At 63.9% G+C, this 14,091-nt stretch carries 14 protein-coding genes; 3 read left to right on the forward strand and 11 right to left on the reverse strand.

Annotated elements, in window-relative coordinates; all coding sequences use genetic code 11:
* Positions 1–59: 59 nt before the first annotated feature.
* From J4862_RS07125 to J4862_RS07140, 4 genes are all read right to left on the reverse strand, one after another.
* A complete protein-coding gene (locus J4862_RS07125) occupies positions 60–434 on the reverse strand; it encodes a thioesterase family protein (protein ID WP_211789574.1) in 375 nt (124 codons plus the stop codon).
* 232 nt (positions 435–666) lie between these two features.
* Positions 667–1,251, reverse strand: coding sequence for a 16S rRNA (guanine(966)-N(2))-methyltransferase RsmD (gene rsmD, locus J4862_RS07130; protein ID WP_211788431.1), 585 nt, complete (start codon positions 1,249–1,251; stop codon positions 667–669).
* A 12-nt stretch (positions 1,252–1,263) separates the two neighbouring features.
* Positions 1,264–2,121, reverse strand: a complete 858-nt coding sequence (locus tag J4862_RS07135) for a DUF3822 family protein (protein ID WP_211788432.1) — start codon at positions 2,119–2,121, stop codon at positions 1,264–1,266.
* On the reverse strand, positions 2,121–2,756 hold the full coding sequence (locus tag J4862_RS07140) for a hypothetical protein (RefSeq protein ID WP_211788433.1): 636 nt from the start codon (positions 2,754–2,756) through the stop codon (positions 2,121–2,123). Before J4862_RS07140 ends, J4862_RS07135 begins: the two co-directional genes overlap by 1 nt.
* A 143-nt stretch (positions 2,757–2,899) precedes the next feature.
* Here J4862_RS07140 and J4862_RS07145 point away from each other — a divergent pair, with 143 nt between their 5' ends.
* Genes J4862_RS07145 through J4862_RS08845 form a run of 3 tightly spaced genes read left to right on the forward strand, consistent with a single transcriptional unit; the run spans position 2,900 to position 5,748 of the window.
* The gene (locus tag J4862_RS07145; protein ID WP_211788434.1) at positions 2,900–4,342 is read left to right on the forward strand and encodes an ATP-dependent RecD-like DNA helicase; all 1,443 of its coding nucleotides are present in this window, start codon (positions 2,900–2,902) and stop codon (positions 4,340–4,342) included.
* 39 nt (positions 4,343–4,381) lie between these two features.
* Positions 4,382–4,924: an RNA methyltransferase gene (locus tag J4862_RS07150; protein ID WP_211788435.1), complete on the forward strand. Its 543-nt coding sequence runs from the start codon at positions 4,382–4,384 to the stop codon at positions 4,922–4,924.
* Complete coding sequence (locus tag J4862_RS08845; RefSeq protein WP_249107412.1) at positions 4,921–5,748, forward strand: MnmC family methyltransferase; 828 nt, start codon at positions 4,921–4,923, stop codon at positions 5,746–5,748. The genes J4862_RS07150 and J4862_RS08845 overlap by 4 nt, the downstream gene beginning before the upstream one ends.
* A gap of 173 nt (positions 5,749–5,921) precedes the next feature.
* Here the strand turns inward: J4862_RS08845 and J4862_RS07160 are convergent, their stop codons facing one another.
* The 7 genes from J4862_RS07160 to J4862_RS07190 all read right to left on the reverse strand — a co-directional run bounded on the left by J4862_RS07160 (position 5,922) and on the right by J4862_RS07190 (position 13,265).
* Positions 5,922–8,426 carry a glycoside hydrolase family 2 TIM barrel-domain containing protein gene (locus J4862_RS07160; RefSeq protein ID WP_211788436.1) on the reverse strand — a complete coding sequence of 835 codons (2,505 nt, stop codon included), beginning with the start codon at positions 8,424–8,426 and terminating at the stop codon, positions 5,922–5,924.
* Positions 8,427–8,508: 82 nt separating this feature from the next.
* Complete coding sequence (locus tag J4862_RS07165; protein ID WP_211789576.1) at positions 8,509–8,718, reverse strand: hypothetical protein; 210 nt, start codon at positions 8,716–8,718, stop codon at positions 8,509–8,511.
* A 2-nt stretch (positions 8,719–8,720) separates the two neighbouring features.
* The gene (locus J4862_RS07170) at positions 8,721–9,185 is read right to left on the reverse strand and encodes an N-acetylmuramoyl-L-alanine amidase (RefSeq protein WP_211788437.1); all 465 of its coding nucleotides are present in this window, start codon (positions 9,183–9,185) and stop codon (positions 8,721–8,723) included.
* On the reverse strand, positions 9,182–9,643 hold the full coding sequence (locus J4862_RS07175) for a hypothetical protein (protein WP_211788438.1): 462 nt from the start codon (positions 9,641–9,643) through the stop codon (positions 9,182–9,184). The genes J4862_RS07170 and J4862_RS07175 overlap by 4 nt, the downstream gene beginning before the upstream one ends.
* Before the next feature lie 278 nt (positions 9,644–9,921).
* Positions 9,922–10,443 (reverse strand): DNA-binding protein, encoded by a 522-nt coding sequence (locus J4862_RS07180; RefSeq protein ID WP_211788439.1) that lies wholly within the window; start codon positions 10,441–10,443, stop codon positions 9,922–9,924.
* Between the two features lie 167 nt (positions 10,444–10,610).
* Complete coding sequence (locus tag J4862_RS07185; RefSeq protein ID WP_211788440.1) at positions 10,611–11,162, reverse strand: shikimate kinase; 552 nt, start codon at positions 11,160–11,162, stop codon at positions 10,611–10,613.
* 33 nt (positions 11,163–11,195) lie between these two features.
* Positions 11,196–13,265 carry an HD family phosphohydrolase gene (locus J4862_RS07190; RefSeq protein ID WP_249107414.1) on the reverse strand — a complete coding sequence of 690 codons (2,070 nt, stop codon included), beginning with the start codon at positions 13,263–13,265 and terminating at the stop codon, positions 11,196–11,198.
* Between the last annotated feature and the right edge of the window lie 826 nt (positions 13,266–14,091).

Raw genomic sequence — 14,091 nt, forward strand, 5'->3', positions numbered from 1 at the left:
TACTGGGCTGGAGGGAGGAGAAGGAGGGGAAGAGGCGGGGGAAGAAGTAAGGGCGCGGCCTAGTCTAGGTAGTCCTTGAGCAGCTCGGCGAAGAACTCGCCCCGCGTCAGACGGCCGTGATCCACGACGACGCACTCCACCTCGCCGCGTGCTGCGAGCGTGCCATCGGTGTGGAGGATGTCCTGGTAGAAGACGAGCTTGGGCGGGCGCATAGCGCAGCGCAGGGCCGAGCGGTAGTGGTCGCCACTACGCAGGCTCTTCTTGTAGGAGATGCTCACCTTGGTGACGAAGGCATCCAGTCCGTCCTCGTGCATCTTGCCGAAGTTGACCCCGAGGCTCTCGAGGAACTCATGGCGCGTATGCTCCATGTAGTGCTGGTAGTTGGCGTTGTTAACCACGCCCTGAAGGTCGCACTCGTAGTCACGCACCTTCATATCGAGACTATAGATGTAGTCCACTGCTTGTATCTGATTCTAGGGATGAATAATGCCCCCAGTGCGTCAGCGCCCCACTTGTCTAGGGGCGTCGCACCTGAGGGATAAGGCTGAGCCCGCGTGAGGGATATCCGTCAGCGCGCTGAGGGACGGCCGTGCGGCCGCTGAGGGATATCAGTCAGCAAGGGTACAGCGTGCAGGCGGTGCAGGCTGCCCCTTAGGCGGCCTCAGGCTAAGGCTCCTCGGCGCTATCTTCCTCCGCCTCCTCGGGCTCCTCGAGGGCGAAGATGGAGAAGTTCACCGAGCCATAGACGCGGCGCTCACTGAAGTAGGACAGCGCGCTGAAGTCGTACTGCGCGGGGTGCTCGACGACGAAGACACCCCCCGTACGCAGCAGCCCCGAGTCGTGGATGAGCTGGGGTAGCGTCGCGATCTCGCTGAGCTTGTAGGGCGGGTCGGCAAAGATGAAGTCGTACTGCGCGCCGCCCTTGGCAGTAGCCAGATAGCGGAAGACATCGGCCTGCAGCACCTGCAGGCTGCGCTCCTCGCCCAGCTCGCGCACCACGCTGCGGATGAAGAGGGCGTGCTCGCGCCGCTGCTCGAGGGCGACGACACGGCTGCAGCCGCGGCTCAGCAGCTCGAGGGCGATGCTCCCCGTACCGCTGAAGAGGTCCAGCGCCGTGAGCCCCTCGAGGTCGAGGTACTGCTGCAGGACGTTGAAGAGATTCTCCTTAGCGAAGTCTGTCGTGGGACGAGCGTTGAAGCTCTTAGGGACGTCGAAGCGGCGCCGCTTGTACTTCCCGCCTATGATGCGCATAGCTGATGATCATTAGAGTGGGGCGAGGCTGGTCGAGCGATAGGCCTCGAGCTGCAGCTGCCCGATATGGGGTCGTAGGAGCTCCGCCAGTAGGTCGGCCGCCTCGTGCAGCAGATGGCAGGTGGCGGCATCGCCCTCCTCGGGGTAGCCGATCACGAGCCCAGCCGTCTGCCCCTCGAGGCCGTGGTGACGCCAGTAGCTGATGAGGTAGAAGGCCGCTTCCTCGGCCACGACCCGCGCCTCCTGCATCCCGACCAGCGGGTAGTGCCCGCAGCTCAGGAGCTCGCCCTCACGCAGCAGGAAGAGCTCCAGCTGTCCCGCACGCAGCAGGAGCAGCACCTCGGGCGAGCGGCTAGCACGCGACAGCTGTCGGTGCGCCGAGAGGGGCAGGGCGAAGTAAGGACGCGGCTCCAGCAAGAGGAGCGTACGTCTGAGGAAGTGATAGGCCTCGGCATCCCAGGCGAAGACGAAGGTCTGCACCGAGTCGGGCTGCGTCCAGGAGAGGAGCTGCTGGCGCTGCTCGGCTCCGCCCGTAGCCGTAGGCTCGGTAGCGGCATCCAGCCAGAGGGCTTCGCTGCCTGGGCGGAAGAGCTCGGTAGGCACGAGGCACCAGCGCTGCGGCTCGACATAGAGGACGACCTCGCCGTAGGGGTAGCTGAGGAGCTCGCTCTGGTAGTAGAGCTCCTCGAGCTGCTCGTAGAGCCGCGCCTCGGGGCGGCGGCTGGCGAGGAAGCCCCGCTCGACGAGCTCGGGGACAGAGCCACGGCGCTGGACACAAAAAGCAAGTCCACCCGACGCGGGTCGGATGGACAAGCTATAGTCTGCTGCCGTAGCAGCCGTGAGGGGTGAGCTGCTGGGCTCCTGAGTCATTACTCCCAGTTACCGTTGGTCTTAACCTCGGTCAGCGAGCCGACACGTACGCCAGCGAAGGCATTGGCCTTGCTGTTGGCCTTCTCGATCTTCTCCTTGACGAGGCGATCATTGCCGAGGCGGCCGAGGTAGCTCTGGTAGCCAGCCGATGCCTGGAAGACAGGGACCTGGATCTTATTGTCCCCTACCTCCTGCTCGATGGTGCCAGCTACGACCTGGATCGTAGAGTCAGAGCCTGGGATGGAGAAGAGCTTAGCCAGGTCGGTGCCGTCCTTGAGCAGCGAGTCCTTAGCGCTGACCCAGATCGTATCACGGCGGATGAGGCCGCGACGAGCTGCATCCTCTTCGGACAGCCCCTGCTCGCGCATGGCGCTGGTGTAGTCACCTTCGGCACGGATGTAGAAGACGCGACCGTTGTTGAGGAAGTTCACGAGCTCGTCCTTGTCGGCATACTTGTCGTACACGCTCTTGTAGGCGTCTTCGTAGGTAGCGATCTTCTTCAGCTGCTTCTGCAGTACCAGCTCGATCTCTTGCTGTTTCTTGTCGAAGCTCACAGGAGCCAGGACGCTCTGCACAGTGACGTAGGCCAGAGCCAGTACAGCTACGGCTACGATGATGAGGATAACCTTCTTCATTTCCTTGTATAGTAGTTTTAATTTAGTCTAGACGGGCGTGCGACCCACGCGCCCCAGGACGAGCACCTCGTCGAGGCTCTTCCTAGGCGTATGTGCGCCAAATGCACTAACTTCACAGCAACAAAGATAGAAATTATTATCACATGCCGTATACAGCGCTCTCAGATCTGCTGGCTCGGGGCAGCGACTTACCGCTGACGGGCGATCAAGAGGAGGCCATCGCAGCCCTCATCGACTACCTCGATGACCCTTCGCCCTACACCGTCTACCTCCTACGGGGCTATGCGGGGACGGGGAAGACCTACCTCCTGCGCTGGATCACCGAGGCCGCGATCGCCTCGGGGCTGCAGGTCGAGCTGATGGCCTCCACGGGACGCGCCGCCAAGGTGCTGGCCGCAGCCTCGGGGCGCCGCGCCGCCACCATCCACCGCACCATCTACCGTGCCTCCAGCCAGATGCAGGAGGAGGGCGGCACCTTCCAGCTGGCCTCCTCGAGCCCCGAGCGACGCCCCACCCTCTACATCGTGGATGAGGCCTCGATGATCTCGGGCAGCTCGGGCGAATACAGCCCCTTCGGCTCGGGCAACCTCTTGGATGATCTCCTGGCCTACGTCTTCGGCAGCGAGGACAGCCGCCTCCTGCTCGTCGGGGATACGGCACAGCTGCCGCCCGTGGGGATGGAGCTGAGCGAGGCGCTCGACCCCGAGGTGCTCTCGGGGCGCTACGGCCTCACCGTCTACGGCGCCGAGCTGCGGCAGGTCGTGCGCCAGCGTCAGGGCGGCATCCTGCATAATGCCACCGCCCTGCGCGACCTCATCGACGAGTACAGCGACAGCGAGCCCGAGAACTACCTGCCCATACACCTGGAGACGGAGGACTGGCGCGGCATCTACCCCGTAGAGCCAGGCGAATTTTTCGAGGACCTCGAGGAGGCCTACCAGCGCTACGGCAGGGAGGAGACGCTCGTCATCTGCCCCTCCAACCGCCTCGCGCTGGAGTGCAACCAGGCCATCCGCGGCGAGCTCCTCTACTACGAGGAGCAGCTCGTCCCCGGCGAGCGCCTCATCGTAGCGCGCAACAACTACCACTACACGCGCCTTAGGGATCACTCCGACTTCATCGCCAACGGCGAGGTCATCGAGCTCCGCCGCGTCCTGCGCTACTGGCACGAGTACGAGCTGGACTTTGCCGACGCCCTCGTCTACCTGCCCGACCGCGATGAGCAGCTGGAGGTGCGCCTCCTAGTGAGCTCCCTCACCGACCCCAGCCCGCAGCGCAGCGCCGAGCAGCGCCAGGAGCTCTTCGACCGCATCTCGGCCGACTACGCCCACATCAGCTCCGTGGTCGAGCGGCGCAAGGCGATCCGTAGGGATAAGTTCTGGGGTGCCCTCGAGGTCAAGTACGCCTACGCCGTGACGGCGCACAAGGCGCAGGGCGGGCAGTGGCGCTGCGTCTTCGTCGACATGAGCCTCGCGGGGCGCTACCTGCCCCTCGACCGCTCCATGGCCCGCTGGATCTACACCGCCCTGACGCGCGCCACGAGCCGCGTGTATCTCCTAGGCTTCGTCCCCGAGCTCGTAGACTAAGCCCCCACCCCTTCGACCCGACACTACCCAACAAGCTACATGAGCAAACTCAAGATCACCGAGATGGAGCGCCTCAGCGCCGACGACTACCGCACGAGCGCCAAGCTGCCCCTCATTCTCGTCCTAGACAGCATACGCAGCATGAATAACATCGGCTCTATCTTCCGTAGCGCCGACGCCTTCCGCATCGAGGGGCTCATCCTCTGCGGCATCACCGCACAGCCCCCGCACCCCGACATCCACAAGACCGCCCTCGGTGCCGAGGACAGCGTCCCCTGGCGCTACAGCAGCAGCGCGCTAGAGGCCGTGCGCGAGCTGCAGGCGAAGGGCTACACGGTGCTCGCCCTCGAGCAGGCCCACGAGAGCCTCCGCCTCGACCACTTCGTCCCCGAGCCTGGGAGGCGCTACGCCCTCGTGCTGGGCAATGAGGTGAAGGGCGTCGCCGAGGAGGTCGTCGCCGCTGCCGACCACTGCCTTGAGATCCCGCAGTACGGCACCAAGCATTCGCTCAACGTGAGCGTCGCCGCAGGTATCGCCCTCTGGCAGCTCGCCCACCCACTCTTCCCCCAGCTTGCCCGATGAGCCAGACGATCCCCCAGCTCGAGGAGACCGAGGACGGCAGCCTCACGCTCTACACGCCACGCTTCGGCGAGCACTATCACTCCACGCACGGCGCTGTGCAGGAGAGCGCCCACATCTATCTCGGCCTCGGCCTTAGGCAGCGTCTCGAGCAGTGGACAGAGCCCGAGGGGGCGGCGCTGCGCTGCTTCGAGGTCGGCTTCGGCACAGGACTCAATGCCCTCCTCAGCTGGAGGGAGGCCGAGCGTAGCCACCGACTTATCCACTACTACAGCATAGAGCGCTACCCCATCCCCGCCGAGCTCTACCGCCAGCTGCACTACGAGCTATCCACAGCACTCCCCTTATCCACAGCGGGCGGCACCGAGCCGAGCTGCAAGAAGGCCTTAGCCCCTGCCGAACTAGCGGCTCGCCTAGGGACACAGGGGACAAAGGAGGTGAGTTCCTCCACGAGCAGCGCTCCCCTCGACAGCCTCGAGGACAGCCACAGCGCGCTGATGCGGCTGCATGAGGCGGCCTGGGACGAGGACGTCACGCTGAGCCGCTACTTCGTCCTGCACAAGATCTCGGGCGACCTCAACGCCCTGCCCTTCCCCGCCGCACTTGACCTCGTCTACTACGACGCCTTCTCCCCCGAGAGCCAGCCCGAGCTGTGGCGCGAGGAGCTCTTCGCCCAGCTGCGACGCTGCTGCCGCCCAGGGGCGATCCTCACGACCTACTGCGCCAAGGGCGAGGTGCGCCGCCGTCTCGAGCGCTCGGGCTTCTCGGTCGAGCGCCTCCCTGGCCCTCCCGGCAAGCGCGAGGTGCTCCGCGCTACCGCCCGCTAGCACACAGCCACCGCAGCAGCGAGGAGGCAACAGCCGTGAGGAGGCTGTGGCAACGAAAAGGCCGCAGCACCTCCCGCTTCCTTCCCTGCCCCGCCAGCGGACAAAAAAGAAAGGCCAGCGCCTCGGCTCCCTAGGGAGTCGAGGCGCTGGCCTTAGTATTGGGGGATAGTGGGCTACTTGACCTGGATCTGCAGGCTCGCGGTGGGGAGGTCCTTAGCGCTGACCTTGAGCGTCGCGCTGCCGCCCTTCGTACCGCCCTGTACCAGCACGACGAGCTGACCACTGAAGGCGTGGTGCTGCGGTAGGTGGAAGGCGTCGAGCGAAGCGGGGTTACCCGAGGCCGCAGCGCGGAAGCTGGCGGCGCCCGAGACGGCGAACTTCAGGAGGCGTCCATCGTCGGGGATGAGGTTGCCGTCCTTGTCCACTACGCGCACCGTGACGAAGGAGATATCCTTGCCGTCGGCGGCGATGGTGCTGCGATCAGCGACCAGCTCGAGGTGGTGCGGCTTGCCTGCCGTGCGGACGATCTGCTCCTCGGCGGGGCGACCTGCAGCGTCGTAGGCGACGACCTTGATCTCCCCGGGCTCGTACTTCGCGTCCATCCACATCAGGCGATAGCGACGCTGGCGGACGAAGTCGCGGCGGCTCTGATCGTTCTCCGTGTCAGCGATCTTGACGCCGAGGTCCTTCTTCTGTCGGCCCTGACTCTTGCCGTTGATGAAGAGCTCGGCCTCGGGGTAGCTGGTGTAGACGAAGACGGGCGTCGTCTCGCCCTCGCGTCCCGGCCAAGTCCAGTGCGGCAGTATGTGCAGGGTCTTGGCCTCCTTGTTCCAGTGGCTGCGGTAGAGGTAGAAGCGGTCCTTCGGCAGTCCCGCCAGATCCACAGCCCCAAAGAGCGAGGAGTGGCTGGGCCATTCGCTGTAGTAAGGCGTAGGCTCGCCGAGGTAGTCGATCCCCGTCCAGATGAATTCGCCCATCATCCAGTCGTTGTCCTCCTGGCGGATGAAGTCATCCTCGGGGAGGTTGCTCCAGCCGCAGTGCTCTACGTCGTAGCTCGAGGACTGATGGTCGGGGTACTTGGCCATGGACTTGCGCACGACGGGGAACTTGTAGACCCCGCGCGAGCTGACGGTCGAGCAGGTCTCCGATCCGAGGAGGAAGCCCTGCGGCAGTACCTTATGCGCCGTGTCGTAGAGGAAGGGGCGGTAGTTGAAGCCCGGCACGTCGAGCGTGCCAGCCATGCCCGTACGCAGCACCTCGATGGGATTGTCCATACCGTTGGTCACAGGGCGGGTGGGATCCTCGCGGTGGCAGATCGCCTGCAGGCGGTAGGCCAGCTGCGTGCCCACGGCGTGCCCCTGCTCGGGCACCTCGTTGCCTATGCTCCACATGATGACGGAGGGGCTATTGCGGTACTGGTGGATGAGGTTCACTAGGTCACGCTCGTGCCACTCATCGAAGTCCAGATTATAGCCGTTGGGGACCTTAGGCATCTTCCAGCAGTCGAAGCTCTCGGCCATCAGCGGCATCCCCATCTCGTCGCAGAGACGGACGAACTCAGGGGCGGGCATGTTGTGCGAGGTACGGATGGCATTGACACCCATATCCTGCATGATGCGGATCTGGCGGCGCATGGCGGCCTCATTGACCGCCGCACCCAGTGGGCCAAGGTCGTGGTGCAGGCAGACGCCCTGGAACTTGATCTTACGCCCGTTGAGGAAGAAGCCTTCGCCCGCCTTGAGCTCAATGGAGCGCACGCCGAAGGGCACCGTATCCCTGTCGAGGAGCTTGCCCTCATGACGGACGCTCACTACATATTTATAGAGCTGCGGCTGACCGATGTCCCAGAGGCGGGGGGCCTTGAGGTCGAAGCCCGCGCGGAAGACCGAGTCCACGCTCTCGGGGCCGAAGTAGCCCGCACGCTGCTCACGCGCCACGACCTTACCCTCGGGGGAGAGAAGCAGTGCCTCGAGGTCGAGCCTGCCCGAGCGGAGCGTCCCGAGGCCGCTGAGGCGGGTGCGTACCTCCACGCGTGCGTAGTCCTTGCTCACCTGGGGCGTCAGGATCTGCGTCCCCCAGGTGGAGAAGTGGATGGGCTCGATGATGGTGAGATGCACATTACGGTAGAGCCCTGCACCAGGATACCAGCGGCTGCTCTCGTGCTTGTTCTCTAGTCGCACGGCCAGCACATTGCGCTGCCCGGGGCGTACGTAGTCGGTGATGTCGAAGTAGAAGCTATTGTAGCCGTAGGGCCAGTAGCCGACCTCCTGCCCGTTGACGTAGACCCGTGCGTGGCTCATCGCCCCATCGAAGGTCAGGCGTACGCGACGCTGCCCGAGGTCGCGGGGGATCTCCAGCTCGCGACGATACCAGCCCACGCCGACGAAGGGCAGTCCCCCCGTACGGCCAGCGTGCTCCATCGCCTCCTTCTGACCATCCTGAGTGATCGCTAGGTGCTGCTTGTCGTTCTCAAAGCTAAACGGTCCGTAGATGGCCCAGTCATGGGGTACGGTGACCTGCGACCACTTGCGGTCGTCGAAGTTGGCGGCTGCGGTGCCGGGCTTATCCTCGCGGGAGAAGCGCCAGCCCTGCTCCAGCTGCGTCGTCGTGCGCTGGGCTAGAGCTGGGAGGCTGAGGGCTGCCCCTACGAGGAGGGAGCAGACGAGTCGTCTCTTCATCGAAGCTATTATTTAATGGTGAGTTAGTCGATCTGTGGGCTCACGGCGGAGCCCAGCGCAAAGATAAGGAAAGTACCCGTGCCTAGCGCCCCCGATAGTGGTAGTCGATGCCGAAGAGCGCTCCAGCAAAGGTCATCACCTCGCCGTAGGCCACCAGCACGCTGGAGTGGATCTCCCCTGGCGGGCTGGTGAAGAAGGCCGCTCCCAGCAGCGCCATGCCGAAGGTGCAGAGCACGCAGGCCATCCACAGCTGCACCCTATGGCGCCCGTCCTGAGGTCTTGGCGTCTCCATCATCATAGGTCATTAAGGGTGCGGTATTCGGTCTCAGCCTCGAGACAGGGGCAGCTCTTGAGCCACTCCTCGGAGGTGATGCGCCCATCGCCATTGCGGTCGGGGCTGAGGTCTCTGTGCCCGAGGATGTGCGCCTGGGGAGCATAGCCCTTGAGCTGGCGGAGGAGGCGGAGGAGGCTCGCCCGCTGCTTGGGCGTGCGTGTGTCGGCGGGTCGCCCTGCGCTATCGAGGCCGCCCTCATAGCAGACGCCCCAGCTGCAGGCGTTGTAGCCGCGCACGTGGGCGCCGATCTGATCCAGCGGGCGGCAGGGGATGACCTCGCCCGAGCGGCGCACGTAGTAGTGGTAGCCTATACCGCGGAAGCCCCGCCCGCGGTGGTCGTGCTCCAGCGCCTCGGGGCTGTAGTCCTGCGTGCTCCGCGTGGCGCTGCAGTGCAGGACGATGTAGCGGATGTCTGTCGTCCTCATCTGAGCGCCCTCCGCACTCTATAGCTAAGATAGGCCCCGAGCCCAGCTCCAAGGGCGAGACCTAGGCCAAGGAGCAGGAGGCGTGGCTGGCGCCGTGACTCCTCGCGCAGCTGCTGCTGGGTCTGCCTGCTCTGTGTGACGGAGGCCGCCTGCAGCTGCGCGGCACGCGTACGGCGCTGGTAGTAGAGGCGCCCCTGGGTGCGTGACGGGCGAAGAGGCGCGGCGGAGGCTGCGCGAAGGGGGAGGGAAAGCCCCGCCGAGGGAAGCAGCGGCACAAGCTCAAGGCTATCAGGGAGCTCCAGCAGCAGCTCCTCCTCGATGAGCTGACTCTGGAGGGCGGACTGGCGGAGCTGCTGCTGGGCCTCGGCGCTCAGCTCCTGCCGCTTGATCCTGGGGCTACAGCCCAGGCTGCCGAGCGTCGCCACGAGGGCGAGCCCGCAGGCTACATAGTACATCATAGATATAGGAGTATAAAGTGAGTATAGCTAGGCCTCCATCCTCTGGAGACCGCTGCGAAGGTACGGCCGCGCGCACCTCCCGCCCCCTGCTCCAGTCCGCTAGGCGGGCTAAGTCCATTAGGCCGAGGCACAAGCCCCCGCACTAGGACACTCAGCGCCCCCGACGCCCCTCCCCGACCGCTACCAAAGCACTGGCGGCACCCAGCCCCACAAGTGGGGAGGATGCCGCCAGACTTAGCTAGGGCTGTAGGGAGCGCCTTGCAGCGCTTCGCCTCGGACTAAAGGCCGCTATTATGCCCGCCCGTGCTGCCAGGGCCCGAGGACTCAGAGGAGCCGCCGTGCCCCTCCTCGGCCTTCTTGGGCTGCTTGGTCTTAGGTGCTGTGCTAGGGCTCACGGGCTGGAGCGAGAAGCGCTTGTAGCGCATGCCCTTGAGGTCGAAGTAGCGCTGCTTGGGGCGCAGGACGACGCGGGCGCTCTTGATGTGCTTGGCCGCGTCGAAGGCCTCGCCCTCGGGTACCTGCACGCTGCGCATCGAGGGCTGGAGGAAGCCGAGGCGTCCGTACTCGACGCTGGAGCCGTTGGACACCAGGTCGCGTGCCATATCGGCCGAGAGGTTGAGGATGGAGGCTACCTCCATGTAGTTGAAGGTGGAGTGCCCGGAGACGAGCGTACAGAAGCGCTCGAAGGAGACCGTCTGGCGGTGCGTGGGGTGTGCCTGCACCACCTTCTTGCCTTGGTGCTTGCCGAGCTTGGCGACGTGTGTCTTCAGGACGTAGGTCAGTGGCTGTGTCTGTGCCATGATGTAGAGGAGTATAAAAGGTGAATAAACTGTATTGCCCTCAGTCCCTCTGAGGACACTGCAAAGGTAGCTCCTCCTCTAGGGGCTCCCCCCTCATCACGGCTTTTCGTGGAGCTAGCGGCCTCAGCCTCCTAGCCTTAGCCCCCAGACCTCACGCCGCGCTGGGATCAGCCCCCCAGTACGGGCTGACGTAGCCGAGGGTCGGCCGCGAGCTGGCGGGCGAAGTCCCGCTCCATCCTCGGGCTGACGATCTCGTCTATATCATAGGTATAGTGCGCGCGCGTATAGATGGGCGCACGCTCTAGGAGCGTCTCGCGCACGAAGGTCTCCAGCTCCGCTCCGCTCTTGTCGCGGATGGTCGGGCGGGTACGCTTGCAGAGCTCCAGCCGCTGCACCAGCACCTCGGGGGTGCAGCGGAAGTAGATCGTCACCCCCGCCTCCCGCAGCAGCTCCATCGTATCGCCGTAGCAGGGCATCCCGCCCCCTGTGGCGAAGACCGTGTCCTCCATCGTCATCAGCTCCTCGATGACCATACGCTCCCGCCTGCGGAAGCCTGCCTCCCCCACCGAGGCAAACATATCGGTGATGCGCTGCCGCCAGCGCGTCTCGATGAAGACATCGGTGTCGATGAATTGCCAGCCGAGTTCGTCGGCCAGCTGACGCCCCACGGTGCTCTTGCCCGAGCCCATGAAGCCGAGGAGGAAGATCGCCTTGTACATGCTCTATCGGTGGGTAGTGCTCATCCTCGGGCGCTAGCGCTTGTCGGGGTAGGCGATGCGCGCGTGGTACATGGTCATGAGCTTGAGGATGAAGACCTCCTTGATCTCGCGGATGTCACGGAAGGTCAAGGGCGTATCCTCCAGCAGCCCCTCGGCGACAATGCCGTCGACCAGACGCTGCACCAGCTGCCGTATGCCCTCCTCGGTGTAGCTGGTGAGGCTGCGGCTGGCAGCCTCGACGCTGTCGGCGAGCATCAGGATCCCCTGCTCCTTGGTCTGGGGATTGGGCCCTGGATAGGTGAAGGGCTCGGGGTCTACCTCCTCACCAGGGTGCTCATTGCAGTAGGTATTGTAGAAGTAGCGCGTCGTGCTGCGCCCATGGTGCGTGCGGATGAAGTCGATGATCTGCGGCGGCAGCGAGCTCTTCTGCCCGAGGATGATCCCATCGGTGACGTGGCGGATGATCACGCGGGCACTCTCGTGCGCCGAGAGCAGGCGGTGGGGGCTATTGGACGGGGCGTTCTCGGTGAAGAACTCAGGGTGCAGCATCTTGCCTATATCGTGGTAGAGCGCCCCGGCACGGATCAGCTGCGTATCGGCCCCGATACGTGTGGCGGCGGCCTGCGCTAGGATGGAGACCTGATAGGAGTGCTGGAAGGTCCCGGGCGCGATCTCCGAGAGCTCGCGCAGCAGCGGCATGGCCGTATCGCTCAGCTCCACCAGGCGCACATTGGACACGTAGCCGAAGGCACGCTCGACGAGGAAGGCCAGCACGTAGGTGAACATCAGGAAGACGAGGTTGACCCCGTAGTACAGCAGCTTCATCCAGTAGTCGGTGGTGATCATGTCCTTGCCCAGCCACTCGACCAGCATCGAGGAGAGGATGTAGACAAGATAGACCGAGAAGGCAGCGCGGATCAGCTGCCCGCGGTTGGAGAGGCTCTGCAGGGTGAAGATCGCGGAGAAGCCCGCCAGGAGCTGCACGAAGATGAAGTTCAGCGGGTCGAGGGTGAAGTAAGCCACCGCAAGGATCGTGATGACGTAGGTCGTCAGTGCCATGTGGCTGGCGAAGAAGGTACGCAGCAGCAGGATGATCATCACGTAGGGGACGACCTCGATGCTGAACCAGTCGACGTGCGCCACCTGCAGCTTGGTCAGCCCGATGAAGGTGAGGATGCTCAGCAGCACGAGGACGACATTCTTCGTCTGCTCGGTGAACTCGCGGTAGAAGAGTACCAGATAGATCGCCAGCGCCGTGAAGAGGAAGAAGAAGTAGCCCAGCAGCGGCAGCTGTAGGAAGCTGGTCTGCTCCCCGACGCGGGCCTTGTACTCCTCGTTGAGCGAGCGGATGACATTGAGCGCATAGGGCGTCAGCACCTCCCCCTGGTCGATGATGCGGCGGCCCTGCTGGTAGCGCTCCGTCGAGGTCGCCAGGCTCGAGAGGGCCTCGGCGAGCATGCGCTTGGTCTCGGCCTCGGCATAGCTCACATTGGGCTGCAGGTACTGCGTGATCTCCAGCTGGCGCAGCAGCTCGGGCTTGAGCCCCTGCCGTGTAGCCTCGTCGATGATGAGCTTGTAGACCTCGCTCAGGCGGTAGAGGCGTGCCACGGGGACGTTCGTCCAGCCCGTGCCCGTCTGCCCGCTGCCGAGCATACGTACCTCGAGGCGGCGATCTAGGTGCAGCTCGTCGAGGGTCTTGCTGTCTATGATCCCGAAGGAGTAGTACTTCTTGAGCTGCTGCTGCAGGAAGAGGTAGTAGCTCTCGGGGACGGTCGCTGCCAGCTCCTTGTACTGGTCGTGCAGCTGATTGATCATGCGCGGCATGACGTTCTCATCCATGCGGCACATGGGCGGGATGATACGCTCCACGCTGTCCCGCTCCATCTTCATCTGCTCCTCCGTCTTGAGGACGGGGAACTCAAAGGGGGCTACCAGAGGCCGCTCACCCCAGGGCTGGTCAGCCTTGAGGGAGGGGTAGTTAGGCACATAGCCCTCCTTGGGCGAGGTGTTGATACTCGCCACGAGCGCCCCGACGAAGAAGATCGCCAGCACGTAGAGCATGTGGAGGTAGAGCGCCTTATTATCCTTGAGGAACTTCAGCATATCTAAGCTATTAGGTCTTAGACAAAGATACGCAAAAGCCCCCGAGCCCCCGCCGAGCCTAGGACGGACGCATCGCATCGATTAGGGATAGGAGGGGTACTCCTTGAGCTTTACCCAGAGACCTAAGGCAAGGCTTAGCCTCCCCCCTCCTATACTTTGAGCAGACGAGAAGGAGAAGCCCCAGCGGGGCGACCCCTTCCAAAGCCCAGGGTGCGTAGCCCTGCAAGGGCGACCAAACCCTAGGACACGAGAAAGTATGAATTAGGAAGAGGAAGAGCGCCCCGTCAGCTTTACCCAGAGACCTAAGACAAGGCTTGGCCTCTTCCCTCCTATACTTTGAGCAGACGAGAAGGAGAAGCCCCAGCGGGGCGACCCCTTCCAAAGCCCTGGGTGCGTAGCCCTGCAAGGGCGACCAAACCCTAGGACACGAGAAAGTATGAATTAGGAAGAGGAAGAGCGCCCCGTCAGCTTTACCCAGAGACCTAAGACAAGGCTTGGCCTCTTCCCTCCTATACTTTGAGCAGATGAGAAGGAGAAGCCCCAGCGGGGCGACCCCTTCCAAAGCCCAGGGTGCGTAGCCCTGCAAGGGCGACCAAACCCTGGGTAGGCTAAACAAATAGGTATAGAGCCCTACAGGGGCGACCCTCAAAACACCCATAAGCAAGGGCGGAGTGGTGTAGCAAGGGCACTACGAACGCTTTATGGGTCGCCCCTGCAGGGCTCTTTAAGGATCGGAGGGCTTGACCCAGGGTTCCGTCACGCCTACAGCGTTCCCTCACCCTGGGCTTTGGAAGGGGTCGCCCCTATAGGGGCTGGCTAGACCTTT

It is taken from the genome of Porphyromonas sp. oral taxon 275 (genome assembly GCF_018127745.1).
Taxonomy (GTDB): Bacteria; Bacteroidota; Bacteroidia; order Bacteroidales; family Porphyromonadaceae; genus Porphyromonas.

Coding starts and splice junctions, on each gene's coding strand:
- J4862_RS07165 (WP_211789576.1), bottom strand. CDS start 8,718: ATGGAGACGCCAAGACCTCAGGACGGGCGCCATAGGGTGCAGCTGTGG.
- J4862_RS07170 (WP_211788437.1), bottom strand. CDS start 9,185: ATGAGGACGACAGACATCCGCTACATCGTCCTGCACTGCAGCGCCACG.
- J4862_RS07160 (WP_211788436.1), bottom strand. CDS start 8,426: ATGAAGAGACGACTCGTCTGCTCCCTCCTCGTAGGGGCAGCCCTCAGC.
- rsmD (WP_211788431.1), bottom strand. CDS start 1,251: ATGCGCATCATAGGCGGGAAGTACAAGCGGCGCCGCTTCGACGTCCCT.
- J4862_RS07135 (WP_211788432.1), bottom strand. CDS start 2,121: ATGACTCAGGAGCCCAGCAGCTCACCCCTCACGGCTGCTACGGCAGCA.
- J4862_RS07150 (WP_211788435.1), top strand. CDS start 4,382: ATGAGCAAACTCAAGATCACCGAGATGGAGCGCCTCAGCGCCGACGAC.
- J4862_RS07175 (WP_211788438.1), bottom strand. CDS start 9,643: ATGATGTACTATGTAGCCTGCGGGCTCGCCCTCGTGGCGACGCTCGGC.
- J4862_RS08845 (WP_249107412.1), top strand. CDS start 4,921: ATGAGCCAGACGATCCCCCAGCTCGAGGAGACCGAGGACGGCAGCCTC.
- J4862_RS07180 (WP_211788439.1), bottom strand. CDS start 10,443: ATGGCACAGACACAGCCACTGACCTACGTCCTGAAGACACACGTCGCC.
- J4862_RS07145 (WP_211788434.1), top strand. CDS start 2,900: ATGCCGTATACAGCGCTCTCAGATCTGCTGGCTCGGGGCAGCGACTTA.
- J4862_RS07140 (WP_211788433.1), bottom strand. CDS start 2,756: ATGAAGAAGGTTATCCTCATCATCGTAGCCGTAGCTGTACTGGCTCTG.
- J4862_RS07185 (WP_211788440.1), bottom strand. CDS start 11,162: ATGTACAAGGCGATCTTCCTCCTCGGCTTCATGGGCTCGGGCAAGAGC.
- J4862_RS07190 (WP_249107414.1), bottom strand. CDS start 13,265: ATGCTGAAGTTCCTCAAGGATAATAAGGCGCTCTACCTCCACATGCTC.
- J4862_RS07125 (WP_211789574.1), bottom strand. CDS start 434: ATGAAGGTGCGTGACTACGAGTGCGACCTTCAGGGCGTGGTTAACAAC.